The sequence below is a fragment of the Alsobacter sp. SYSU BS001988 genome (assembly GCF_054796215.1).
This window is the reverse complement of the sequence record NZ_JBTAMK010000013.1, coordinates 38108-62443: the sequence shown is the minus strand read 5'-3', so window position 1 is coordinate 62443 and position 24336 is coordinate 38108. Positions and strand designations below refer to the sequence as shown.

23 protein-coding genes and 1 tRNA gene are annotated in these 24336 nt (G+C 69.5%); 18 read left to right on the top strand and 6 right to left on the bottom strand.

The features are described 5' to 3' along the window. The first annotated feature begins 29 nt into the window (after positions 1-29). From ACYVO7_RS19645 to ACYVO7_RS19630, 4 genes are read left to right on the top strand one after another with little or no spacing between them, the layout of a single operon-like run. Positions 30-905 (top strand): branched-chain amino acid ABC transporter permease, encoded by an 876-nt coding sequence (locus ACYVO7_RS19645; RefSeq protein WP_460451506.1) that lies wholly within the window; start codon positions 30-32, stop codon positions 903-905. Then, the gene (locus ACYVO7_RS19640) at positions 902-1963 is read left to right on the top strand and encodes a branched-chain amino acid ABC transporter permease (protein ID WP_460451505.1); all 1062 of its coding nucleotides are present in this window, start codon (positions 902-904) and stop codon (positions 1961-1963) included. Before ACYVO7_RS19645 ends, ACYVO7_RS19640 begins: the two co-directional genes overlap by 4 nt. After that, positions 1963-2769, top strand: coding sequence for an ABC transporter ATP-binding protein (locus ACYVO7_RS19635; RefSeq protein WP_460451504.1), 807 nt, complete (start codon positions 1963-1965; stop codon positions 2767-2769). The genes ACYVO7_RS19640 and ACYVO7_RS19635 overlap by 1 nt, the downstream gene beginning before the upstream one ends. Positions 2770-2779: 10 nt before the next feature. Next, positions 2780-3529 carry an ABC transporter ATP-binding protein gene (locus tag ACYVO7_RS19630; RefSeq protein WP_460451503.1) on the top strand — a complete coding sequence of 250 codons (750 nt, stop codon included), beginning with the start codon at positions 2780-2782 and terminating at the stop codon, positions 3527-3529. 1 nt (position 3530) lies between these two features. On the opposite strand, the gene ACYVO7_RS19625 is transcribed toward ACYVO7_RS19630, so the two are convergent. Both ACYVO7_RS19625 and ACYVO7_RS19620 read right to left on the bottom strand, forming a co-directional pair. Beyond that, positions 3531-4058: a cyclin-dependent kinase inhibitor 3 family protein gene (locus ACYVO7_RS19625; protein ID WP_460451502.1), complete on the bottom strand. Its 528-nt coding sequence runs from the start codon at positions 4056-4058 to the stop codon at positions 3531-3533. An 83-nt stretch (positions 4059-4141) separates the two neighbouring features. Continuing rightward, positions 4142-4369: a hypothetical protein gene (locus ACYVO7_RS19620; RefSeq protein ID WP_460451501.1), complete on the bottom strand. Its 228-nt coding sequence runs from the start codon at positions 4367-4369 to the stop codon at positions 4142-4144. Positions 4370-4503: 134 nt separating this feature from the next. On the opposite strand from ACYVO7_RS19620, the gene ACYVO7_RS19615 reads away from it, so the two are divergent. The 3 genes from ACYVO7_RS19615 to ACYVO7_RS19605 all read left to right on the top strand — a co-directional run bounded on the left by ACYVO7_RS19615 (position 4504) and on the right by ACYVO7_RS19605 (position 5613). After that, a tRNA-Arg gene (locus tag ACYVO7_RS19615) sits at positions 4504-4580 on the top strand. A gap of 168 nt (positions 4581-4748) precedes the next feature. Next, positions 4749-5228, top strand: coding sequence for a hypothetical protein (locus ACYVO7_RS19610; RefSeq protein ID WP_460451500.1), 480 nt, complete (start codon positions 4749-4751; stop codon positions 5226-5228). Positions 5229-5367: 139 nt separating this feature from the next. Further along, positions 5368-5613, top strand: a complete 246-nt coding sequence (locus ACYVO7_RS19605) for a hypothetical protein (protein ID WP_460451499.1) — start codon at positions 5368-5370, stop codon at positions 5611-5613. A 171-nt stretch (positions 5614-5784) separates the two neighbouring features. Here the strand turns inward: ACYVO7_RS19605 and ACYVO7_RS19600 are convergent, their stop codons facing one another. Further along, positions 5785-6504, bottom strand: a complete 720-nt coding sequence (locus ACYVO7_RS19600; RefSeq protein WP_460451498.1) for a GntR family transcriptional regulator — start codon at positions 6502-6504, stop codon at positions 5785-5787. Between the two features lie 204 nt (positions 6505-6708). Between ACYVO7_RS19600 and ACYVO7_RS19595 the strand changes: the two genes are divergently transcribed. From ACYVO7_RS19595 to ACYVO7_RS19575, 5 genes are all read left to right on the top strand, one after another. Beyond that, positions 6709-6882 carry a hypothetical protein gene (locus tag ACYVO7_RS19595; RefSeq protein WP_460451497.1) on the top strand — a complete coding sequence of 58 codons (174 nt, stop codon included), beginning with the start codon at positions 6709-6711 and terminating at the stop codon, positions 6880-6882. Next, positions 6879-8621, top strand: coding sequence for an L-arabinonate dehydratase (araD, locus tag ACYVO7_RS19590; protein WP_460451496.1), 1743 nt, complete (start codon positions 6879-6881; stop codon positions 8619-8621). The genes ACYVO7_RS19595 and araD overlap by 4 nt, the downstream gene beginning before the upstream one ends. Positions 8622-8636: 15 nt before the next feature. Continuing rightward, positions 8637-9353, top strand: a complete 717-nt coding sequence (locus ACYVO7_RS19585; RefSeq protein WP_460451495.1) for a ribonuclease activity regulator RraA — start codon at positions 8637-8639, stop codon at positions 9351-9353. A gap of 147 nt (positions 9354-9500) precedes the next feature. After that, the gene (locus ACYVO7_RS19580) at positions 9501-10946 is read left to right on the top strand and encodes an MFS transporter (RefSeq protein WP_460451494.1); all 1446 of its coding nucleotides are present in this window, start codon (positions 9501-9503) and stop codon (positions 10944-10946) included. 50 nt (positions 10947-10996) lie between these two features. Further along, a complete protein-coding gene (locus tag ACYVO7_RS19575) occupies positions 10997-11221 on the top strand; it encodes a hypothetical protein (RefSeq protein WP_460451493.1) in 225 nt (74 codons plus the stop codon). Positions 11222-11223: 2 nt separating this feature from the next. On the opposite strand, the gene ACYVO7_RS19570 is transcribed toward ACYVO7_RS19575, so the two are convergent. Both ACYVO7_RS19570 and ACYVO7_RS19565 read right to left on the bottom strand, forming a co-directional pair. Then, positions 11224-12351 carry a zinc-binding metallopeptidase family protein gene (locus tag ACYVO7_RS19570; RefSeq protein ID WP_460451492.1) on the bottom strand — a complete coding sequence of 376 codons (1128 nt, stop codon included), beginning with the start codon at positions 12349-12351 and terminating at the stop codon, positions 11224-11226. A 67-nt stretch (positions 12352-12418) separates the two neighbouring features. After that, on the bottom strand, positions 12419-14311 hold the full coding sequence (locus ACYVO7_RS19565; RefSeq protein ID WP_460451491.1) for an ABC transporter ATP-binding protein/permease: 1893 nt from the start codon (positions 14309-14311) through the stop codon (positions 12419-12421). 157 nt (positions 14312-14468) lie between these two features. On the opposite strand from ACYVO7_RS19565, the gene ACYVO7_RS19560 reads away from it, so the two are divergent. From ACYVO7_RS19560 to ACYVO7_RS19550, 3 genes are all read left to right on the top strand, one after another. Further along, the gene (locus ACYVO7_RS19560) at positions 14469-15575 is read left to right on the top strand and encodes an ATP-dependent DNA ligase (protein WP_460451490.1); all 1107 of its coding nucleotides are present in this window, start codon (positions 14469-14471) and stop codon (positions 15573-15575) included. 1 nt (position 15576) lies between these two features. Then, positions 15577-16596 (top strand): non-homologous end-joining DNA ligase, encoded by a 1020-nt coding sequence (gene ligD, locus ACYVO7_RS19555; RefSeq protein WP_460451489.1) that lies wholly within the window; start codon positions 15577-15579, stop codon positions 16594-16596. A gap of 238 nt (positions 16597-16834) precedes the next feature. Continuing rightward, positions 16835-17245, top strand: coding sequence for a DUF6455 family protein (locus ACYVO7_RS19550; RefSeq protein ID WP_460451488.1), 411 nt, complete (start codon positions 16835-16837; stop codon positions 17243-17245). A 179-nt stretch (positions 17246-17424) separates the two neighbouring features. Here the strand turns inward: ACYVO7_RS19550 and ACYVO7_RS19545 are convergent, their stop codons facing one another. Continuing rightward, complete coding sequence (locus tag ACYVO7_RS19545) at positions 17425-18627, bottom strand: MFS transporter (RefSeq protein ID WP_460451487.1); 1203 nt, start codon at positions 18625-18627, stop codon at positions 17425-17427. Between the two features lie 231 nt (positions 18628-18858). On the opposite strand from ACYVO7_RS19545, the gene ACYVO7_RS19540 reads away from it, so the two are divergent. From ACYVO7_RS19540 to ACYVO7_RS19530, 3 genes are read left to right on the top strand one after another with little or no spacing between them, the layout of a single operon-like run. After that, positions 18859-19452 carry a TetR/AcrR family transcriptional regulator gene (locus ACYVO7_RS19540; RefSeq protein WP_460451486.1) on the top strand — a complete coding sequence of 198 codons (594 nt, stop codon included), beginning with the start codon at positions 18859-18861 and terminating at the stop codon, positions 19450-19452. Next, positions 19449-20759, top strand: coding sequence for an efflux RND transporter periplasmic adaptor subunit (locus ACYVO7_RS19535; protein WP_460451485.1), 1311 nt, complete (start codon positions 19449-19451; stop codon positions 20757-20759). Before ACYVO7_RS19540 ends, ACYVO7_RS19535 begins: the two co-directional genes overlap by 4 nt. A 37-nt stretch (positions 20760-20796) precedes the next feature. Then, entirely contained in the window at positions 20797-23961 is a 3165-nt protein-coding gene (locus ACYVO7_RS19530) for an efflux RND transporter permease subunit (protein WP_460451484.1), read from the top strand. Positions 23962-24336 lie beyond the last annotated feature (375 nt).

The following is a 24336-nucleotide window of genomic DNA, read 5'->3' as shown; positions in this document are numbered from 1 at the left end:
GTTCAGCACGCCACGCCGGAGAGCGGACGATGGTCAACTTCATCAACCTTGTCATCGCCGGCCTGGCGACGGGCGCGATCTACGCGCTGGTGGCGATCGGCTTCACGCTGCTCTGGCAGACGTCGCAGACGATCAACTTCGCCCAGGGCGAGTTCGTGATGCTGCCGGCCTTCTTCATGCTGGCCGTGATGAACGCCGGCCTGCCGTTCTGGCTGGCGCTTCTCGTCGGCCTCGTCCTCTCGCTCGTGACCTTGGGGGCCGCCTTCAAGCTCCTGCTGGTCGACCCCATGCTGAAGCATGGCGTCCTGCCTCTGGCCATCGCCACCATGGCGCTGTCGATCTTCCTGAAGGACAGCGTCAAGGAGTTCTACAGCGCCGAGGCGCAACCCTTCCCTTCGCTGCTGCCCGGATCCAACCTGGACGTCCTCGGCGTCCAGGTGTCCGTGCAGAGCGTCGGCGTGCTCGTCGTCGCGGTCCTGGCCGTGCTGGTCCTGCAGTGGTTCATCGCCGGCACGCGCCTCGGGCGCCAGATGCAGGCGACCGCCCAGAACCCGACCGTCGCCCGTATCCTGGGCGTGCCGGTCGAGCGCATGATCATGCTCACCTTCCTGATCAACGCCGGCCTCGTCACGCTGGCTTCGGCGCTGGTCAGCCCGATCTACCTCGCCAAGTTCTCGAGCGGCGACACGCTGGGCCTCGCGGCCTTCATCGCCGCCATCGTGGGCGGTTTCAACCAGATCCGCGGCGCCATCGCGGGCGGCCTCCTCCTCGGCGTGGTCGACAACCTGGCGGCCGCCTATGTGTCGACCCAGTATCGCGGGGCGGTGCCGCTCTTCCTGCTCATCGCCGTGATCCTGTTCCGTCCGCAGGGCCTGTTCGGCCGCGCAGAGGAGCGCACCGTATGACCCGCACCCGCACCTTGCTGGCGGCGGCCGCGATCCTGGTCGCGATCCTCGTCCTGCTCGTCATGCCGCTCTACCTGGCCCGCTACGGCCTCTACATCCTCAGCCTCTGGGCGGTGATGTCGATCGCCGCCATCGGGCTCAACCTCACGCTCGGCTACGCCGGGCAGGTGTCGCTGGCGCAGGGCGCCTTCGTGGGCATCGGCGCCTATGCGGTCGCGATCCTCACCACCCAGGGCTGGCCCTTCCTGGGCGCGCTGGCGGTGGCGATCGTGGTCTGCTTCGCCATTGGCTGGCTGCTCGGCTATCCGGCGCTGCGGGTGCAGCACCACTATCTGGCCTTCGTGACGCTGGCCTTCTCGACCCTGGCCTTCCTGACGTTCCGCAACGAGGAATGGCTGACCAAGGGCATCTACGGCATCATCGGCATCCCGCGCCCCTCGGTGTTCGGCCTGCCCACGAACCGGCCGCTGCCCTTCTACTTCTTCTGCCTCGGATCGCTGGCGCTGGTCACCGCGATGACGTGGTGGCTCGTCCGCTCGCCCTGGGGGCGGGCCTTCGTGGCGCTGCGCGAGAACCCGGTGCGGGCGCTGTCGCTCGGCGTCGACACCCGCCGCTACACCCTGATGGCCTTCGCGATCGGGTCGACGCTGGGCGGCGTCGCCGGCGCGCTCTATGCGCCGCTGGTGGAGTTCATCGATCCCACGCCTTTTACGCTCACGCTGTCGCTGAACATCCTCATGATGGTGATCGTGGGCGGCTCCGGCTTCTTCTTCGGCCCGTTCCTGGGCGCGCTGATCGCCGTGCTGCTGCCCGAATGGCTGCAGGGCGCGCCCGGCATGATCAAGGCCCTCATGGGCTGGCAGGACCTGCCGGCGGCGTTCCGGCGCATCAACGAATTCTACCTCATCGTCTATGCGCTGTTCGTCATGGCGCTGCTGGTCTGGTCGCCGACCGGGCTGCTCGGCGTGGCCGACCGCTGGATCGCCGAGCGCAAGACCCGCGCCGCCTCCGCGGCCCGCGCCGCCGCCGCGGCCACCTTCAGCAAGGAGGGCGTGTGATGCAGGCCCCGCTCTCCACCGGCGCTGCCGCTCCGACGCCGCCGGCCGAGGCCTTGGCTGCGCGCAAGACGGTCCTCCAGGTCGAGGGCCTGAAGAAGAGCTTCGGCGGAATCGCGGCCGTCGACGGCGTCAGCTTCGAGGTGCGCGAGGGCGAGATCCTCGGCATCATCGGCCCCAATGGCTGCGGAAAGTCCACGCTGTTCAACTGCATCCTCGGCCAGCTCACGCCGAACGAGGGCCGGGTGATCCTGGACGGCCGCGAGACGACCGGCATGCGCCCGTCGGACCTCAACCGTCTCGGCGTCAGCCGCACCTTCCAGCTGCTCCAGGTGTTCCCGCAGCTCTCCGTGCGCGAGAACCTGATCCTGGCCGGTCAGGAGCACCGCGGCACCATGGCGTCGCGCCTGTTCGGCCCGCGCGACGCCGGCCTCACCGGCGACGCCGACCGGATGATCGCGTTCTTCAAGATGCAGCATCTCGCCGAGGAGCGCGCCGGCGGCCTTAGCTACGGCCAGCAGAAGCTGCTCGACGCCGCGATGGCCTTCATGGCCGGTCCCCGCCTCGTTCTGCTCGACGAGCCGGCCGGCGGCGTCAATCTCACGATGCTGGCCAACCTCAAGGACCGCCTGCGCGCCATCAACGCCGAGCAGGGCGCGACCTTCGTGGTCATCGAGCACAACATGGATTTCGTCATGAGCCTGTGCACGCGCGTCATCGTGCTGGCCGAGGGCCGGCTTCTCGCCGAGGGCTCGCCGGCCGACATCCGCGCCAACCCGCGCGTCATCGAAGCCTATCTGGGGCATTGAGGAGCAGTCCATGGAGCAGGCGGGCGCACCCAACCCCATCCTCGAACTCGACGGCGTCGTCGCCGGCTACGGCCAGATGACGATCCTGAACGGGACGACCTTCTCGGTCCCGCGCGCCACGATCACCACCGTGATCGGCCCGAACGGGGCGGGCAAGTCGACGGTGTTCAAGACCGTGTTCGGCCTGCTGAAGGCGCGCGCCGGCACCGTCCGCTTCGACGGGACCGACGTCACGAACTGGACGCCCCGCGCGCTGCTGGAGCGCGGCGTCTGCTACGTGCCCCAGGGCCGCAACATCTTCCCCGAGCTCAGCGTCCGCCACAATCTGGAGCTGGGCGGCATCTCCGCCGCCCGGGGCGTCGACATCGACGGGCGCATCGAGGAGGCCATGCAGCGCTTCCCGGTGCTGCGCCGCAAGGCGAACCAGCAGGCCTCCACGATGTCCGGCGGCGAGCAGAAGCTGGTGGAGATCGTGCGCGGCCTGCTGCTGGACCCCAAGCTCGTCCTCATCGACGAGCCCTCCATCGGGCTGTCGCCCCTGATGGTGCAGGAAACCTTCGACATCCTGAAGGACCTGCGCGCCAAGGGCGTCTCGGTGCTGATGGTGGAGCAGAACGCCCGGTCGGCGCTCGAGATCTCCGACTACGGCGTGGTGCTGGAGCTGGGCCAGACCCGCATCATGGACAGGGCGGCCTCCGTGCTCGCCGATCCGCGCATCGGCGCGCTGTTCCTCGGCGGCTCCATCGAGGCGGCCGCCTGATCTAGCGGCCGGCGTCCTCCAGGACGAAACGCAGCTGCTCCGGCGTCTCGATGGCGCCCGGCCGTGCCGCCCGGACCTGCGCGACGGCTTCGACGGGCTCGACGCCCAGATGCACGAGCAGGGCGGCGGCCATGGTCCCGGTCCGCCCGAGTCCCGCCGCGCAATGGATGAGGATGCGCCGCCCGGCGCGAAGCTCGGCCGCGAGCGCGGGCGCGACCGCCCGCCAGCGGGCCAGCGCCGCAGGGGAGGGCGGCCGCATGTCCGCGATCGGCAGGCTGCGCCATGTCATGCCGTGGGCCTCCGCCGCCGCGGGCAGGCCGGCGGCCCCGAGCCGGTCCCGCTCGCCGTCGTCCAGCAAGGTCAGCACGGACCCGGCGCCCCAGCGGCGGATGTCCGCGAGGTCCCGGGCCAGGGAGCGTTCACGCCCCGCGTCGCGCCCCGGGCAGGCGCTGAGTCCGATCAGGCCGCCGCACGGCGCGGCGAGCGCGTCGATCCTGAAAGGGGGAGGTTCGGGGGTCGGACGGGACATGCGTCTGCTGGCTGCGGCCGTGAGCGGCGCGCCACAGTGCCCATCTTCGCCCGCGTCGTCCATTCCGGCGCGCGCGCCATGCGTCAGGACTGGTCGTGCTGGTCCTGGTCCATGTCCGGCGGCTCGGGGCTCGTGGTGACGAGCGGTTTCGACTCGGCCGCCAGCGTCGTCGCATAGGCGTTCGCTTCCTGGGCGGAGGCGAAGTCGCGCGCCGTGGCTCGCGAGTAGTGCGGCTCCCCGGCGAGGCGCTCGAGGTAGTGAACGTAATACCGTGTCCCGGCGGCGGGGCGGTCGCGCAATTCGGTGGTCAAGGGTGGCACCTCCTGGTTACGAACGCCCAACCCGGAGCGGCGTTCCGCACCTGCGAAGAGAGCCTCTCGGGCCGCGCCGCCCAGTGGCGCGCAGGCGCGCTCCATGCTAAACGGTCCGCCGCGCGCCGCCGCAGGTCCCGGTAGCTCAGCAGGATAGAGCAACGGTTTCCTAAACCGTAGGTCAGGGGTTCGAATCCCTTCCGGGACGCCAGCGGGGCCTCACATGCTTGCCTCTCTCACCGTTCTCCATTGACGAGCTTGCCGCTCGATTTGTGCAGGAGCCGACGATCTGTTGTGGCTTATCATGGTCGATGAGCAGCGATCCGTATTGACACATATATCAAGTGTTCGCCTGTAGTCGCACGTCTGGAGGTGGCGGGTGGCGACACGGTGGTTGACGTTTTCTTTGATCCCTTTGCTTGCCGGGTGCGCAGCCGCCCAAGCGACCCGAACGTCTCAAAACACGCTTCAGATTGATGCGGGCGCTGCTCCTGCCTGCGGCGCAAGAGGGGCAGCACGGGTTGCTGCGAAAGCTGCTGCGATCGAGACGATCAAAGCCGGATACGAGCGGTACATCATCGGAGGCGGATACGCTCAGAACAATGTCCGAGTGTCGCAATTGCCGGGTGAGTTCAACACCACGGGGCAACTCAGCTACGGCGGCGGATTCGGTTCTTACAGCGGAACCACGACGTACACGCCCGGCCCCACCATTGTGACTGGTTCCCATGATCGCAATCTGAACGTCATCATGTTCAACAAGGGCGATCCCGGTTACGAACAGGGGCTCGACGCTCGACAGGCGCTAGGTCCCGAGTGGCAGGAAATCGTCAAGAACGGCGTCCGTACCTGTCTCTGATTGGGCTTCAAGGCACAGGGTCGTTGCTCCAGCATCTTCGGCGGCTGAACCGCATTGCGCGCCCATCAAGCGTCATCACATGGGGACAGCCTTCGCGCAGGCGTTGACGGGAGACCGATGTTCCGTTTTTGTTCTCGGCATGACGCCACGCCGCCGCCGCTTCTCGCAAGCCGATTCAGACGCCCTGCTGCGGGCCGTGCAGGAGTGCCGGCGCGCCGCCGTGCAGGCGCTCACGCAGGCCCCGATCCACTCGGAGGGAGCGCGGGCGGTGCGCGAGCTGATCGCGGTGCTGGACGATCTCGTGGAGGCGCTCACCGGCGAGGCCGGCCTGTTCTGGGCCAAGCCTCACTCCACCCCGGTCGGGGGCGGCAGGTCCGCCTCTTAAGCCGGGCGCGCATAAAAAATGCCCCCGCGGTGATCCGACGGGGGCATGAAGGGCGACCTGGAGTTCGTCTCGCAAAGGAGTCTGAACATGCGTGACGGCCTCATCGGACCACACGCCTCGCGTGCATGCGAATCACAGTTTGTTGCATTGCGAGACGCCGCGTGAGCGGCCTCAGGAGCGCAGGTAGTCCGGGTGGCGCGTCCTGATGTCGTCGAGATTGGCGACCGTCCCGGCGAGATGCCGGCGCATGCAGGCCTCCGCCGCGTCCGGATCGGCGGCCGCGATGGCCGCGACGACGGCGGCGTGATCCTTCAGGATGGCCTCGCCCTTGCCCGGGCTCGGCAAATGGAGCCGCCGCAGCCGGTCGAGATGTCCGCTGCGGCTGCGCACGAGCGGCCACAGGTCGGGCACGCCGGCGGCCTCGAAGAGCTGCCGGTGGAAGGCTTCGTCCTCGTTCGCGAACCCCTCGAAGTCCTGCAGCTCGAACATGGCCTGCATGCGGGCGACGCTGCGCCCGAGCCGTTCGGCGAGGTCGCCGGACGGGGCGCGCGCCACCGTCCGGACGGTTTCGATCTCCAGCGACCGGCGCAGGAAATGCGCCTGGTTGACCGCCCGGATATCGATCGGGCTCACGACGGTCGCGTGCTGGGGGAAGACGTCGACCAGGCCCTCCTCCTGCAGCCGCATCAGCGCGTCCCGCACCGGGGTCGAGCTGACGCCGAATTGCTGGGCGAGATCCGCGCGCGACAGCACGGTCCCGGGCGGCAGCGACAGGTCGATGATGGACCCCCGCAGCCACTCGAAAACCTGCGGCGCCGCCTGGCGGCCGCGCTCCAGGCGCGCCGACGGCAAAGTGGGGAGGGTCAAAGACGCGGGAGGAAGAGCCGACATGACGGATAGCCTAGCATGGCGCTTGCGCCCGATCCACTAATGCATTAGTGCCATAGCAACGGTCCCGGAACAAGCCGCGGCGCTTGCGGCGGCTCTTCTCCGAAGGACCGAGCAGGGAGACGCAGGACGCCAGGACGCCCGAACGCCCAGACCCGTCTCGCACGGCGCGGCGGGCCGATCCAGATCGCCAGATCGAAAACGACGATGCGGGACGGACCGGCCGTCCCGCCCGCGCCATCTTTCCCGGGCTCGATGGACGGGCCGCCATCCGGGTCAGCCCGCCTCATCGACGGCTCGCATCGCGAGGCCGCCAAGCAGACCGTCATCCAGCAGACCGCCACCCAGCAGACCGCCGCCAAGCAGGACGCCCCGTCATGACCGACACCGCCAGGAAGACCTACGACCAGCTCCGCAGCGCGCGCTGGTTCGCGCCCGACAACCTGCGCGCCTTCGGCCACCGCTCGCGCCTGATGCAGATGGGCTACGCGCCGGCGGACTGGGTCGGCCGGCCGGTGATCGGCATCCTGAACACCTGGTCGGACCTGCAGCCCTGCCACGTGCACTTCAAGCAGCGGGTCGAAGACGTGAAGCGCGGCGTGCTCCAGGCCGGCGGCTTTCCGGTCGAGCTGCCGGCGCTGTCGCTCTCCGAGAGCGCCGTGAAGCCCACGACGATGCTCTATCGCAACATGCTGGCGATGGACGCCGAGGAGCTCATCCGCTCCCATCCCATCGACGGCGTCGTGCTGATGGGCGGCTGCGACAAGACCACGCCCGGCCTGCTGCTGGGCGCCACCAGCGCCGGCGTGCCGGCCATCTTCATGCCGGCCGGCCCGATGCTGCGCGGCAACTGGAAGGGCAAGATCCTGGGCTCGGGCTCCGACGCCTGGAAATATTGGGACGAGCGCCGCGCCGGCACGATCACGGACGCCGACTGGGAGGCCATGGAGGGCGGCATCGCCCGCAGCTACGGCACCTGCATGACCATGGGCACCGCCTCCACGATGACGGCCATCGCCGAGGCCATCGGCATGACGCTGCCCAACGCCTCCTCGATCCCGGCGGCCGACGCCAACCACATCCGCCTCGCCTCCGATTGCGGCCGGCGCATCGTCGAGATGGTGTGGGAGGACCTCACCCCGAAGAAGATCCAGACCCGCGAAGCCTTCGAGAACGGCATCGCGGTCGCGATGGCGATGGGCTGCTCCACCAACGCGATCATCCACCTGATCGCCCAGGCGCGCCGCGCCGACTGCGACATCGGCCTCGACGACTTCGAGAAGGCGAGCCGCAAGGTGCCGGTGATCGCCAATGTCCGCCCCAGCGGCGACACCTACCTGATGGAGGACTTCTTCTACGCCGGCGGCCTGCCGGCGCTGATGAACCGCATCACGCAGCACCTGCATCTCGACTGCATGACGGTGACCGGCAAGACGCTGGGCGAGAACATCGCCGGGGCGGAGGTCTACAACGACGACGTCATCCGCACCGTCGAGACCGCCATCTACCAGGAAGGCGCGCTGGCCGTGCTGAAGGGCAACATCGCGCCCGACGGCTGCGTCATCAAGCCGAGCGCCTGCGCGCCGCAGTACCTGAAGCACACCGGCCCGGCGCTGGTGTTCGACAGCTACCCGGAGATGAAGGACGCCATCGACCGTGACGACCTCGACGTCACGGCCGACCACATCCTGATCCTGCGCAACGCGGGCCCGCAGGGCGGCCCCGGCATGCCCGAGTGGGGCATGCTGCCGATCCCGAAGAAGCTCGTGAAGCAGGGCGTGCGCGACATGCTGCGCCTGTCGGACGCCCGAATGAGCGGCACCAGCTACGGCGCCTGCATCCTCCACGTCTCGCCCGAGAGCTATGTCGGCGGCCCGCTCGCCTTCGTGCGCACCGGGGACCTGATCTCCGTCGACGTCGACGCCCGCACGATCACTCTCGAGATCAGCGACGAGGAGATGGCCCGGCGCAAGGCGGCCTGGGTGGCCCCGGAGCCGCGCTACCATCGCGGCTATGGCTGGATGTTCTCCAAGCACATCAAGCAGGCCCATGAGGGCTGCGATTTCGACTTCCTCGAGACGACCTTCGGCGCGCCCGTCGCCGAGCCCGACATTTTCTGACCGGTGGAGCCCGCCATGAGCCTGAAGCCCGAAACCCGCGAAAAGCTGAAGACCGTCAGCACCGCCACGATCTGCACCGCGCTGTTCAAGCGCGGATTCCGCAACCAGTACATCCAGGACGTCCGGCCGTTGAACCCGAACGTCAAGCCGATGGTCGGCGAGGCCTATACGCTGCGCTACATCCCGGCGCGCGAGGACCTGAACCCGATCTCGGTGTTCCAGGACCGCGCCCACCCGCAGCGCAAGGCGGTGGAGGAGTGCCCGCCCGGCGCGGTGTTCGTGATCGACAGCCGCAAGGACCCGCGCGCGGCGTCGGCCGGCTCGATCCTCGTCACGCGCCTGATGAAGCGCGGCGTCGCCGGCGTCGTCTCCGACGGCGGCTTCCGCGACAGCCCGGAGATCGCCGAGCTCGACATCCCGACCTACCACAACCGGCCGGCGGCCCCGACCAACCTCACGGTCCACCAGGCGCTCGACATCAACGTGCCGATCGGCTGCGGCGACGCCCCGGTCTGGCCCGGCGACGTGATCGTGGGCGACCGCGAGGGCGTGGTCGTGATCCCGGCCCACATCGCCGACGAGATCGCCGACGAGGCCGTCGAGATGACGGCCTTCGAGGACTTCGTCACCGAAAAGGTGAACGAGGGCCGCTCGATCCTGGGCCTCTATCCGCCCACGGACGAGCAGAGCAAGGTCGACTTCGCCGAATGGCGCAAGGCCAAGGGCCGGTAGAAGGCATGCGCGCGCCCTCTCCCTGGCAAAGGGAGAGGGCTGGGGTGAGGGCGGCGCCGCCGGCTGACTCTGCAGTGACTCACCCACTCCCGCAATGAACCCTTGCGCGCCTGTGCCGTTCTCGATCCTGACAGGGAGAGAACCGGCATGCAGGGCGCGCATCTCACGGGCGAAGTGGTCGAGACCGACATCCCCTCGCGCCTGGACCGGCTGCCCTGGGGACGCTTCCACAAGCTCGTCATCGCCGCGCTCGGCGTCACCTGGATCCTGGACGGGCTGGAGGTGACGCTGGCGGGCTCGCTCGCCGGCGCGCTGAAGGAGAGCCCGACCCTTCACCTCACCAACACGGATATCGGCCTCGCCAGCAGCGCCTATCTGGCCGGCGCGGTGCTGGGCGCGCTGTTCTTCGGCTGGCTCACGGACCGGCTCGGCCGCAAGAAGCTGTTCTTCATCACGCTCTTCCTCTACCTGATCGCCACTGCGGCCAGCGCCTTCTCGTGGGACGTGTGGAGCTTCTGCTTCTTCCGCTTCCTGACGGGGGCCGGCATCGGCGGCGAGTACACGGCCATCAACTCCACGATCCAGGAACTCCTGCCAGCGCGCGTGCGCGGCTGGAGCGACCTGTGCATCAATGGCAGCTTCTGGATCGGGGCTGCGCTGGGCGCCGCCGGCTCCGTCGTGGTGCTCGACCCGGCCGTCTTCGGCGTCGACACGGGCTGGCGCGTCGCCTTCTTCATCGGCGCGGTGCTCGGCCTCGTCATCCTGTTCATGCGCCTGTGGATCCCGGAATCGCCGCGATGGCTGATGACTCATGGCCGCGCCGCCGAGGCGGAAGCCGTGGTGGCCGGGATCGAGGAGCGCTTCCGCGAGGAGGGCCACGACCTCGCCCCCGGTCCGTTCCCGAAGGCGCGCCTGCGCGCCCGCAGCCACACCCCGCTCTCCGAGGTGTTCCGCACCATTTTCCACGCGCACCGGAGCCGGGCCATGGTGGGGCTCGCCATGATGGCCGCGCAGGCGTTCTTCTACAACGCCATCTTCTTCACCTACGCGCTGGTGCTGACCGACTTCTACGCCGTCCCGTCGGACCATATCGGGCTCTACATCCTGCCCTTCGCGCTCGGAAACTTCCTCGGCCCATTGCTGCTGGGCCGCTTCTTCGACACCGTCGGCCGCCGGCCCATGATCGTCTTCACCTATGTGGCGTCCGGCGTCCTGCTCGCCATCAGCGGGTATCTGTTCCAGCAGAACCTGCTCACGGCCGTCACCCTGACGATGTGCTGGGTGGTGGTGTTCTTCTTCGCCTCGGCGGCGGCGAGCTCCGCCTATCTGACGGTGAGCGAGACCTTCCCGCTCGAGATCCGGGCGCTCGCCATCGCGGTGTTCTACGCGGTGGGGACGGGGATCGGCGGCGTGGCGGGGCCGGCTGTGTTCGGCCATCTCGTGCAGAGCGGCTCGCGCGACGCCGTCTTCGCCGGCTACGTGTTCGGCTCGGTCCTGATGATCGCGGCCGCCGTGGTGGTCTGGATGTGGGGCGTCGCGGCCGAGCGCAAGTCCCTGGAGGCGGTCGCCCGCCCGCTCGCGTTCGCCGATTGAAACGGCTTGCGGCCTTTCCGCGTTGACGGGTCACAGCCAGGGAGGACGACGTGGGCAAGCTGCTCGACAAGGACATGGAGTGGGCGATCTCCGAGACCGATCGCACCTGGACCGAGTTTCGCGAACATCTGCGCGCCCGCGCCATCGCGAACTCGTTCGGCGGCAGCGACGTGGACAAGCCCGACCCGGACGGCGCCCGGCTGCATGACCTGCGCAAGGCGCACCAGACCGCGCGCGAGCGCCTCGAGGCGATGCTATCCAACGACGCGAAATAGGATTATTTCACAACAGGTTCGGCGGGAGAGCTCATCCCGGATCTTAGCCCTTCCGCCATCGCCCGCAGGGCCGCCATGGCGGTGTCCGTCCGCCCGGCGCGTCCCACCGATTGGCGGATCCAGGCGTGCACGAAGCTGAGCTTGCACACCGCCGGCGGCGACAGCTGGAACGGGTAGAGATCCGGCATGCCCATGCTGCGGTTCAACAGGTTCAGCGAGAAGGCGAGCCGCATCCAGCTATGGACCATCCGCTCGAAGCGCGGCTCGGAATAGGGGTCGAAGTCGATGGGCGAGGGGTCCTGCGAGGCCGGGCTCTCGCTGTCCGGGTCGGGCGCGGCGCCGAACACCTTCAGGAAGCAGGCCGTCTCCAGCGTGTCCACCATGTGGAAGTAGTGCGCCCAGGTCTCGGCGAAGTCCTCCCAGGGATGGGAGCTCGCATAGGCGCTGATGAAGTGGTCCTGCCAGCGCGCAGGGGGGCCGTCCCGGTAATAGCGCGCCAGCGCCTCGCCGTAGTCGGGCCGCTCGTCGCCGAACACCTCGCGGAACTGCTCCAGCGCGCCCTGGTCGCGCGTCAGGACTCCCCAGAAGTAGTGGGCGATCTCATGCCGGAAATGTCCGAGCAGCGTCCGGTAGGCTTCGCCAAGGTCGCGCCGGCGACGCTCCCGCTCGACGTCATCCGCCTCCTTGATGTTGACCGTGATCAGCCCGTCGCTATGGCCCGTCATCACCGGCCTGGAGGGGTCAGGCGGGTCGGCCAGGAAATCGAAGGCGAGGCCGTCGGGCGCCTCCAGCCGCGTCTCGGGCCTGAGCCCGAAGCGGAACAGCGAGTAGAACGTCCGGCGCTTGGCGACCTCGATGTTGCGCCAGAGCTGGGTGTTGTCGCCCTGCGACAGGTCCGGGATCGTCCGGTTGTAGCGGCACGCCCGGCAGAACGGCTCGCCCGGCTCGGTCAGCCAGTTGCAGCCGCCCGGCTCGGCGTTGGCGCACAGCATCTCGCCCCGCCCGGGCCGCTCGGCCGGAACCAGCTCCATCTCGCTTGGATCGAAGCCCTGCGGCGTCCCGCAGCTGTCGCAGCGGGACGTCTCGAAATGCAGCGGCTGGCCGCAGATGGCGCATGCGAAGAGCTTCATGGCGTGGCTCGTGGCGATGGACGCGGCGCAGCATGGAGAACGGGCGGTCCGCTGGCCAGTTCCGGCGTCAGACGCTCTCCGCCTCGGCGCCGGGGTCGGTCGACGGCCGCGGCCTGAGCCCCCGCTTCAGGATGCGCTCGAAGATGCGCGCCTTGCGCGGGTTCTGGCCGCCCTGGGGATCGCTCATCTCGGCCCCCTTCGGCTTGCGCTTCAGCTCGACGATGCGGTCGTGGAACTCCGCCAGCGAGGGGCGATGGCCGACGCTCAGCAGGGTCGCGTGCGAGAGCTCGCTCTGGAAGAGCGACATCATCGTGTCCTGGCTGGCCTCGTCCAGCGCCGAGGTGGCCTCGTCCAGGATGATGATCTCGGGCTTGTGGACGAGCAGCCGCGCGAAGGCGAGGCGCTGCTGCTCGCCGCCGGAGAGCAGCTTGTCCCAGCGCTCCTCCTCGTCGAGCCGGCCGGAGATCTGCCGCAGCCCGCACCGGTGCAGGGCGTCGACGAGGGCCTGGTCGGTGATGTCGGCCGTCGTCTCGGGGTAGAGCAGGGCCTGCCGCAGCGAGCCGTTCGGGACATAGGGCTTCTGCGGCACGAACATGACATGCGCGCCCTTGGGGAACAGCACGCGTCCCGATCCCCAGGGCCAGAGCCCCGCGATGGCGCGGATCAGGGTCGACTTGCCGGTGCCGGATTCGCCCTTGATCAGCACCTTCTCGCCGGGCGCGAACGCCGCTTCGGCGTCGTTGATCACGACCCGGCCGTTGTGCTGGCCGACGGAGAGCTCCTGGATGCGCAAGCTGTCGTCCGGGCTTTCGCCGATCTCGATGCGGCTCTTCTCGGCCGCGGGGTCGCCCAGCTCGCGCAGGGTGCGCCACAGCGCGACCACGCGGCCGGCCGACGCGCGCCATTCGGCGAGCCGGATATAGTTCTCCACCAGCCAGTTGAAGGCGAGCTGCACCTGCACGAAGGCCGCCGCGATCTGCATCAGCTGGCCGAGCGACATCTGCCCGCTCAGATATTTCGGCGCGCCCAGCAGCAGCGGCACGACCGGCGCGAGGATGGTGTTGCCGTGGATGATGAAAGTCATCAGCGCCTGCTGGGACACCACCTTCTTCCAGCGGGCTAGGACCTCGTCCAGCGTCGAGGTGATCGAGCGGACCTCGTCCTGCTCGCCGCCGATCAGCGCGATGCTCTCGGCGTTCTCGCGCACCCGCACCAGCTCGAACCGGATCTGCGCCTCGGCGGCGTTCTTCTGCTCGGTGCGCTTGATCAGCGGCCGTCCCAGGAACACCATCAGGCCGGAGGTGAACAGGCCGTAGCAGGCCGCGCAGACGACGAAGTAGCCCGGGATCGTGTAGCCGAAGACCTCGATCGATCCGCCCGCCGTCCACAGCACGCCGACGAACACGATGGCCATCAGGACCGCGTTCGACAGCCCGATGGCGAAGTCGACGATCGGCTCCGTCGCGATGCGCACGTCGTCCGTCATGCGGAACTCGGGGCCGTCCAGCTCCGGCGCGGCGATGTTCATCTGGTAGAACCGGCGCTCCTCCAGCCAGCGGCCGGCCAGATAGGCCGTCAGCCACCGACGCCAGCGCGCCTGCAGCGTCAGGCGGCAGAAGACCTGGGCGACCATCGCGCAGATCGCCGCCGCCGCGAGGGCGGCGAAGAGGGCGACCGCCCATTCCACCCGCGCCACGTCCCGGGCGTCCAGAGCGTCGAAGAAATACTTGTTCCAGATGTTGATGCCGTACTGGACGGCGATGTTGACCACGATCAGGGCCAGGATGGCCGCGGTCAGGATCCAGGCCTGCCGGGCGCTGTCGCCGCGCCAGAAGCCCGACGACATGCGCCAGAACGCCCGCGCGTCGCCGCGCGGCGCTTCGCCTTCCTCACTGGTGAACAGGATGGTGCTTTCGGCCGGCTTGGAGGCGGGCGGGGACGTCTCGACGGTCTGGTCCAAAATGTACGGCTCCGGACGCCCCGCAGGCGGCGAGGTCTGGACCACAACGCCAGCGTGACCGTGGCGTTCCCATTCGGCGTCCGGAACGAACCCGACCCGCGGGCGCTTGTGTGGGGCGAGACGACGCTTTCGCGTTCGCGTGCCCAGGAGGCGTGTCATGCGTACCCAGACCGGCGGGGCCGCCCGCCGCAAGCCGCCCGTCGAGGCGGGGGCGCCGAAGGACGCCTCGCCCTTGGCCGTGCCGCTCGACGCGCAGCCGATGGAGGCCAAGTCCGCCGAGAGCCTGCCCGAGGGCGAGGACTGGCGCTATGAACCCAAATGGGACGGCTTCCGCTGCCTGGCCTTCCGCTGGGGCGACGTCGTGGAGCTCAGGGCCAAATCCGGGAAGCCCCTCACGCGCTACTTCCCCGAGGTCGTCGCCGGCCTGAAGGCGCTCCCGGTCGAGCGCTTCGTGCTGGACGGCGAGCTCGCCATCGCGCTGGGCGACAGCCTGTCCTTCGACGCCCTGCAGATGCGCCTGCATCCGGCGGAGAGCCGCATCCGCAAGCTTTCAGCCGAGACGCCCGCCTTCCTCATCGCCTTCGATTGCCTGGCGACCCCGCAGGAGGAGGATCTCCGCGCCGCTCCGCTGGCTCATCGCCGCGAGGCCCTCGAGCGGCTCTACGCCGCCTGCGGCGAAGCGGCCGTGCTGCGCCTGTCGCCCTACACGGACGACCATGGCGAGGCGGCCGCCTGGCTGGAGACCGTCGGAGGGGCGCTGGACGGCGTCATCGCCAAGCGCCGCCAAGGTCCCTACGAGGAGGGCGAACGGGCGATGATCAAGGTGAAGCGCCTGCGCACCGCCGATTGCGTGGTGGGGGGCTTTCGCTACGAATCGAAGTCCCGCAACGTGGGCTCTCTCCTGCTCGGCCTGTATGACGACGAGGGCAGGTTGAACCATGTCGGCTACACGTCCACCATCGCCAACAAGGACCGCGCGGCGCTGACCGCCCGCCTGGAGGCGCTCGTCGAGCCCCCCGGATTCACCGGCGACGCGCCGGGCGGCCCGAGCCGCTGGAGCACCGAGCGCTCGACGGAATGGAGCCCGCTGCGCCTCGAGCTCGTGGTCGAGGTCCGCTACGACCACGTCACGGGCGGCCGCTTCCGCCACGGCACGGCGCTGCTGCGCTGGCGTCCGGACAAGGCGCCGCGCCAGTGCACGATGGAGCAGCTCCAGCAGGAGGCGCGGCCGGGCCGCATCGCCGAACGGATCAGGGAGGGCTGACATGGCCGCGAGCACGCAACCCAAATCCGCAGCCGCAGACTCCGGGGCCAGGCGCTCTGCCGCCAAGCCGGAGAAGGACGCCGTCGAGATCGCGGGCGTGCGCGTCACCAGCCCCGACAAGGTGCTCTATCCGGAGCAGGGCATCACCAAGCGGGAGCTGGCGGACTATTACGAGGCGGTCGCCGGGTTCATGCTGCCCCACATCCGCAACCGGCCGATCACGCTGGTGCGCTGCCCGGCCGGACGCCAGAAGAAGTGCTTCTACCAGCGCCACGCCGGCTCCGGCGTTCCGCCCGAACTGGGCGAGGTGCTCATCCCGGGCTTCGAGGAGCCCTATCTGTTTCTGAAGGACCTGCGCGGACTGATCGCGATCGTCCAGATGGGCGTGCTGGAGCTGCACAGCTGGGGCGCCTGCAAGGACCGGCCGGATCGGCCCGACCGCATGGTGCTGGACCTCGACCCGGGGGAGGGCACGCCCTTCGCCGCCGTCGTGGCCGCCGCGCTGGAGCTGCGCGACCGGCTGGCCGCCATCGGCCTGCTGAGCTTCGCCAAGACCACCGGCGGCAAGGGCCTGCACGTCGTCGTCCCGCTCGCCCGGCGCCACGACTGGCCCGAGGTGAAGAGCTTCGCCCGGCGCTTCTCGGAGGAGGTCGCCGCCGCCGCGCCGGAGCGGTTCCTGACCAAGATCTCGATCGCCGAGCGCAAGGGCCGCATCTTCATCGACTATCTGCGCAACGATCCCACATCGACGGCCGTCGCGCCCTACTCGTCCCGGGCCCGGCCCGGCGCCCCGGTCTCCACGCCGCTGGACTGGTCCGAAGTCACGCCGTCGCTCGATCCCGCCGCCTTCACGATTCGGACCGTCCCGGAGCGGATGAGCCGTCTCGGCGCCGACCCCTGGGCCGAGATCTTCGGGATGCGCCAGCGCCTTCCCGCGCCGCCGCCCGGCGCGAAGGCCGCGCCGTCGCGCCCGCGCCGGCGAAGGGCCGCGAAGGCGCAAGGTCTAGTCCCATCGGTCTAGCTTGTCAGGCCAGTGGGACGCGGATGCGGAACGGTCTAGCTTGGGGTCACGTCCTTGCCAGCCTCAAGGACTGTCCTCTCCCTGAGGACATGCGAAGCCCCAAGTTCCTTTGGCGGGCGCTTGCCATCCGGCAGGCCCCGCCTTTTTCTTTGTTTCTTCCCGACCCTTGACCTGCCTCAAGGCGCAGCGTCGTTCGCCAGCCCAGCATGGATGCATTCAGGGATGGGAGGACCCCGCCATGTCCGCATTCAACGACCAGTTTCCGACGAGCGACGTCAGCGACGACCTGCTGGGCCGCGCCTATGCGTGGTGGCGCGAGCGGCGCGAGCGGGACGAACTCGCGGGCCTGTCGGCGGCCGAGTTCGGGCGCATCGCCCGCGACCTCTCGCTGTCGGACGCCGACCTGCGCGACCTCTCCGAGGACGGCGACAAGGGCGCGTCGCTGATGCGCCGCATGGCCCAGGCGCGGGGCCTCGACCTCGACCAGGCGCGCAGCCGCAACCCCGACCAGATCCGCGACATGGCGGTGGCCTGCGCCCGCTGCGGCGAGAAGAAGCGCTGCGCGCACGACCTGGCGGAGGGAACCGCGGCCGTGACGTCGCGCGACTACTGCCCGAACGCCGAGACCTTCCAACTCCTGTCGGCCTGAGGCCTTCTCGGCGGAACGCGGTCCGTTAACGCGCGCAGGAGCGGGGCGGCCGACTTTCCGCTCCGCCGCCCGAAACGGTCCGGCGGAACGCACGTTGCCCTTCCACTCACGCCCTCCCTCCCGAGCGTGCGATCAACTGCCCCCGGCCTCGCCGGGGGTTTTTCTTGGGCGCTCTCGGCTCAGCGCGCCGCCTCGGCCCGCACCTGCCGCTTGACGAAGAGGGCGCTGAGCACGGTCGCCAGCAGCGCCGCGGCGATGAAGCCGAAGGCGGCCCGCGGCGCGCCATGGTCGATGAAGGCGCCGATCGCCAGCGGGGCGACGGTGGCCCCGATGTCCAGCCCCGAATAGACGAAACCGAACACCTTGCCGGTCGCGCCCGGCGGCGTGGCGCTGCGCACCAGCATGTCGCGCGACGGGATGGTGGCGCCGGTGAGGAAGCCCGACAGGCCGATCAGGGCCAGCAGGACGACGTCGGGCATCGGCGCGAAGCCGAACGCCACCGTCAGCGCACCCGCCGCGAACAGCCCCGCGCCGACGATGCGCTCGTGATTGGGCGTCCAGTCCGCCAGATAGCCGCCGCCCAGGGATCCCACCGCGCTGCACACCAGGTAGAGCGTCGTCGCGCTCGCCGCGAAGGAGAGGGTGGTGCGCTGGACCAGCGGCAGCAGGGTCGGCATGAAGTTCTGGGCGCCGATCTGCGCCATGGAGAGCAGGATGAAATAGACGAGGCAGGCCAGGATCGGCCCGGCCGTCAGCAGCCGCCAATCGGCCTTGCCGCCGCCGGACCCATGCGCCGCCGGCTCGATCTTCAGCCGCCCGTGCTGGAGCGCGATGAAGGCGGCGAGCGCGAGCCCCGCCACGCCCACCTGGACCAGCGCCGTGCGCCAGCCATACCGTTCGGCCAGGACCAGCATCGTCAGCGGCGCGCTCGCCCAGCCCAGGGTGCCCAGCACGGTATGGACGCTATAGGCCCGTCCGATCCTGCGGCGCGCGATCCGGCCGGTCAGGATGGCGTAGTCGGCGGGGTGAAAGACGCTGTTGCCGAGCCCGGCCAGCGCCGCCGCGGGAAGCAGGCCCCAGTAGCCGGGCGTGAAGCCGGCCATCGCCATGGCTCCGGAGCACAGCGCGACGCCGGCCGGCAGCACCAGCTGCGGGCCGATGCGGTCGACGATGAAGCCGGCCAGGACCTGGCAAACCCCGGACGCGGCGAAGAACACCGCCATGACGGCGCCGAGCTCGGTGAAGCTCACGCCCAGATCCGTCCGGATCAGCGGGAACAGGGGCGGCAGCACCAGCTGAAAGAAGTGGCTGGAGAAATGCGCCACCCCCACCAGGGTCATCACGCGCAGGTCCCGCCCGAGATCGGCAGCAGCGTCGGTCATGGTCGCTCAGTCCAGAGGCAAGGCGCACTGCGTACAGGCAATCGCCGCCCACGGCCACGGCGCCCCTCGCAGAGCAGCCGCCCGGCGGCCGCAAATCAGGCGCGCGAAGCTGCGATCACATGCATGCGACTTACGGGAAATTAAGTTGAAAAAGGAAACTCGCGAGTTCATATCCCCAGCGCCATGAAACTCGCCGGTTCAGTTTCCCAGACGACTCTCAGACGCGCCAGGATGGTGGACGCGGCCCTGCGGCTGTTTTCCGAGAGCGCCTATGAGGCGGTCCAGATGGACGACGTCGCGCGCGCGGCCGGCGTCGCCAAGCCGACGCTCTATCGCTACTTCCACACGAAGGAAGAGTTGTTCCTGGAAGGGCTCGAGAAGGCGCTCGGGGACCTGGAGACCGAGGCCGAGGAGGCCGCCGCCAAGGCGGCGAGCGCCCGCGAGGGCCTGGCCACCGTCATCCGCTGCGTCATCGCGTCGCTGGGCCGCTGCACGGCGGCGATCCGCGCGTTTGATGGCGCCGATGCGCGTCTGGGCGAGCGCGGCCGCGCCGTCATCCGCCGGCGCGTCAAGCAGATCCGCAAGACGATCGCGTCCCTGATCGCGCGGGGCGTCGCGACGGGCGAATTCCGCCCGCTCGAGCCCGATCTGGTCGCCGTGGCGCTCCTGGGCGCGATGCGGATGACCGCTGCGCACACCACGGAACGCCAGCAGGCGGGCGCGGCCCGCATGCTGGCCGACCTTATCGAAAACGGGCTCGCGCCCGAGGCGCCCGTGGTCGGCGCCGAACCCTCTTTGCTGGACGAAACGGTGGTCCCTTCATGAGCCGAGGCAGTTTCCTGGTCACGACAGTCCTGATCGCCGCCGCCGGTTTCGGCGCGTGGAGCTATTACGGGCGTCCCGACGTCGTGGCCCTCGCGCGCAGCGAATACGCCAAGCGGTTCGGATCCGGCGAGGCCGGCCAGCACGCCTCGGCCGGGGAGGGCGCGGCCAAGGCGGCTCCCGCCAACGCACGCCAGGGCGGGCCGGGGGCCGCCGTCGTCACGGCCGCCGCCGAGCAGCAGGACTTCCCCATCCGCCGGCGCTCGATCGGCAACATCGAGCCGAACGCCACCGTGGTGGTGAAGTCGCGCGTCGACAGCCAGCTCGTCACCCAGCACGTCAAGGACGGCCAGTTCGTCAAGGCCGGCGACATGCTGTTCACGCTGGACGACAAGGAGCTGCGGGCCGCCGTGGCCCGGGACGAGGCCAACCTCGCCCGCGACGAGGCGAACGCCACGCGCGCCCAGGCGGATCTCCAGCGCAAGCGCGAGCTGCTCGCCAACAAGTCCGGCGCCCAGCAGCAGGTCGACCAGGCGATCGCCGACGCCAAGGCGGCCGAAGCCGTCATCGCGGCCGACCAGGCCAATCTGGAGAGCGACCGCCTGCGCCTGTCCTACACGAAGATCGCCGCCCCCATCGACGGGCGGCTCGGCGTAATCCAGGTGACGCCCGGCAACCTCGTGCGCGCCGCCGACAACACCACCGGCTCCGGCGCGGGGCTCGTCACCATCACGCAGGTGAAGCCCGTGCGCGTCACCTTCACGATGCCCGAGCGCGAACTCCCCGCCATCCGCGATGCGATGGCCAAGGGCGCTCCGCCCACCGTGCGGGTCTATCCCAGCGGCGGCAAGACCCCGCTCGCCTCCGGCCCGCTGACCTTCATCGACAGCGCCGTCGACATGGCCTCCGGCACCATCACCGCCAAGGCGACCTTCGCCAACGAGGACCTGGCGCTGTGGCCGGGCCAGTATGTCGACGTCGAGATCGAACTCGGCAAGCGGCCCAACACGGTCGTGCTGCCGACGGTGTCGCTGCAGGTCGGGCAGGACAGCCCCTATGTCTTCGTCGTCAAGCCGGACAGCACCGTCGAGCTGCGCAAGGTGACGGTCGCGGCCGCCGACGGCGACCGCACCGCCATCGTGGACGGCGTCAAGGCCGGCGAGCGCGTCGTCATCGACGGCCAGCTCCGGCTGGCCAACGGCGCGCGGGTGCGCGACACGGCCCGCGCCGCGCAGGTCGAGCCCGGCCGCGCCCAGCCCGACGAAGCGACGGGCAAGGATGCGGCCGCAAGGCCCGCCTCCCGATCCTGACGCGCAGCCCTCCACCCCCGACCGAGGGACCTGGACCGTGAACATCTCCGAATTCTGCATCCGTCATCCGGTCGCCACCACGCTCATGTCGGTGGCGATGGTCGCCGGCGGCCTGTTCGCCTACGGCTTCCTGCCGGTGGCGGCCCTGCCGCGGACCGAGTTCCCGGTGGTCAACGTCTCCGCGTCCCTGCCCGGCGCGTCCCCCGACACCATGGCGACCTCGGTGGCCACGCCGCTGATCAAGCAGTTCACCACGATCGCCGGCATCGACACGATCACCTCGTCGAGCTCGCAGGGCCAGACCTCCATCGCGATCCAGTTCAATCTCGACCGCAGCATCGACGCCGCCGCCGCCGACGTGCAGGCCGCCATCGCCCGCACCCAGCGCCAGCTGCCGGCCGAGATGACCGACGTGCCGAGCTACCGCAAGGTGAACCCGGCCGACGCCCCCATCCTGCTGATGTCGATCAAGAGCGACACGACCCCGCTCTCCAAGCTCGACGCCTTCGTCCAGCAGGTGATCTCGCCGGCGCTGTCGACCATCGACGGCGTCGCCCAGGTGCAGATCTACGGCAGCCAGAAATACGCCGTCCGCGTCCAGATCGACCCCAACGCGCTGGCCTCGCGCGGCATCGGCGTCAACGAGCTGCAGCAGGCCATCACGGCCGCCAACGCCAACACGCCCGTCGGCACCATCCAGAACACGCAGCAGCGCCTGACCATCCAGGCGCAGACGCAGCTCTCCAACGCCGACCAGTTCCGCAACATCATCATCGCGGTCCGCAACGGCCGCCCCGTGCGCCTCGGCGACGTCGCCACGGTGATCGACTCGGTCGAGAACTACCAGCAGGCGAGCTGGTACGACGGCACGCGCTCCATCGTGCTCGCCGTGCAACGCCAGCCGGACGCCAACACCGTGGAGGTGGTCGACCGGGTGACGGCGCTGCTGCCCACCTTCGAGAGCCAGCTGCCGCCCAACACCACCCTGCACACGCTGAACGACCGCTCGATCTCGATCCGCCACGCCGTGGAGGACGTGAAGTTCACGCTGGGCCTGACGATCGGCCTCGTGATCCTGGTCATCTTCGTCTTCCTGCGCCGGGTCTGGGCCACCCTGATCCCGTCGCTCGCGGTGCCGATCTCGATCGTGGCCACGCTCGGGGCCATGTATCTGTTCGGCTTCTCCATCGACAACATCTCGCTGCTCGGCCTGACGCTGGCCGTGGGCCTCGTCGTCGACGACGCCATCGTGATGCTGGAGAACATCGTCCGGCACATGGAGGAGGACGGGAAGGGCCCCGTCGAGGCAGCCCTCGCGGGCAGCCGCGAGATCGGGCTCACCATCATCTCCATCACGCTCTCGCTGGTCGCCGTGTTCCTGCCGGTGCTGCTGATGGGCGGCGTGATCGGGCGCATCTTCAACGAGTTCGCCGTGGTGGTGACGGCCTCCATCGCGGCCTCCGCCTTCGTGTCGCTGACGCTGACCCCGATGCTCTGCTCCAAGCTCCTCAGCGTGCCGGAGAAGGGCCACGACGACCGGTCCGGCTTCGGCGGACTGCTGGAGCGCGGCTTCGACAAGTTCCTGGCCGGCTACGACTGGGGCCTGCGCTTCAGCCTGCGCCACCAGTTCACGATGCTGCTCGTCTTCTTCGCCACCCTGGGCGGCACGGTCTGGCTGTTCATGTCGATCCCGAAGGGCTTCTTCCCCCAGGAGGACATCGGCCAGCTCAGCGTCACCACCGAGGCCCGTCAGGACATCTCCTTCGACGCCATGTCGGCGCTGCAGAAGGAGGTGGCGAACGTCTTCCAGAAGTCGCCCTACGTGGCCCATGTGGCCTCAACCGCCGGCGTCGCCACCACGGGCGGCGGCGCCAACAGCGGCATGAATTCCGGCCGCATGTTCATCGAGCTCAAGGACCAGAGCCAGCGTCCGCCGCTGTCGGTGATCCTGCCGGAGCTTCGCCGTCAGCTCGCCGCCGTGCCCGGCATCACCACCTACATGGTGCCCGTGCAGAACCTGAACATCGGCGGCCGGGCCTCCAAGAGCCAGTACCAGTTCGTCATGCAGGGGCTCGACCAGAACGAGCTCTACGTCTGGTCGCAGAAGATGGCGGAGGCCATGGGCCGCGACCGCGCCTTCGCGGACGTCAGCACCGACCTGCAGAACAACGCCCTGCAGGCGACGCTCTCCATCGACCGCGACAAGGCCAACGCGCTGGGCATCACGGCCGACCAGCTCCGTTCGACGCTCTATTCGGGCTTCGGCACGCGGCAGGTCTCGACGATCTACACCGCCGGCGACAGCTACAGCGTGCTGATCGAGTTCGACCCCTCCGTGGCGTGGTCGGCCGACCGGCTCGACGTGCTGCGCATCCGCGCCTCCAACGGCACGCTGGTGCCGCTCAGCGCCTTCTCGCGGGTCGAGAAGACGGCGGGACCGCTCACCGTCAACCAGCTCGGCCAGCTCACCGCCGTGACGCTCTCCTTCAACCTGCCCAACGGCGTGGCGCTGGGCGACGCCATCACGCGGCTCGACGCCCTCAAGGGAGAGATGCGGCTTCCCGGCACCATCTCGACCAGCTTCGCCGGCACGGCCAAGACGTTCCAGCAGTCGCTGGCCAACCAGGGCATCCTGCTCACGGCCGCGATCGTGACGATCTATATCGTGCTGGGCATCCTGTATGAGAGCTTCGTCCACCCGCTCACCATCCTGACGGGCCTGCCCTCCGCCGCGCTGGGCGCGCTGGCGACGCTGAAGCTCTTCGGCATGGACCTCAGCGTCATCGCGATGATCGGCCTCCTGATGCTCATCGGCATCGTGAAGAAGAACGCCATCATGATGATCGACGTGGCGCTCGTCATGCAGCGCGACGGCAAGGCCCCGCGCGACGCGATCTACGAGGCGTGCCTGGTGCGCTTCAGGCCCATCATGATGACCACCTTCGCGGCCATCATGGGGACCTTGCCGATCGCGCTCGGCGCCGGCGCCGGCGCCGAGCTGCGCCAGCCGCTCGGCGTCGCCGTGGTGGGCGGCCTCGTGGTGTCGCAGGCCCTGACGCTGTTCATCACGCCGGTCCTCTACCTCTACATGGACCGCCTCTCGAACGGCGTCGGCTCGCTGATCGGCTGGTTCCGCCGCCCCCGCGCCGCCCAGCCCCGCCCCGAGGCGCACGGAGCCGAACGCCCCATGCCGGCGGAATAGACCGGTCGCCGCTTGACGGCGCTGCCCTCGGGCCTGACCCGAGGGCGCCCGAGCGCAGCCAGGTCGGATGAGGGGGGCCGAAATCCAGTAAGCGGCGCCGCCCCTCACCCCACCCTCTCCCCGTTCCGGGGCGAGGGGGCCGGCTGCGGCGCTTCCCAACGGTTCAGCCCCCCACCCCCTCATCCTGAGGAGCCACGCGCAGCATGGCGTCTCGAAGGACGAGGGCTCCAGCAGGCTGCAACGGCCGCGCCCCCTGGACCCCCCTCGTCCTTCGAGACGCATCGCCCAAAGGCGATGCTCCTCAGGATGAGGGGCAGTTTGCGCAAAACCACCCACCGTCATCCCCGGCGCGCCGGAGGCGCGGGAAGGGGATCC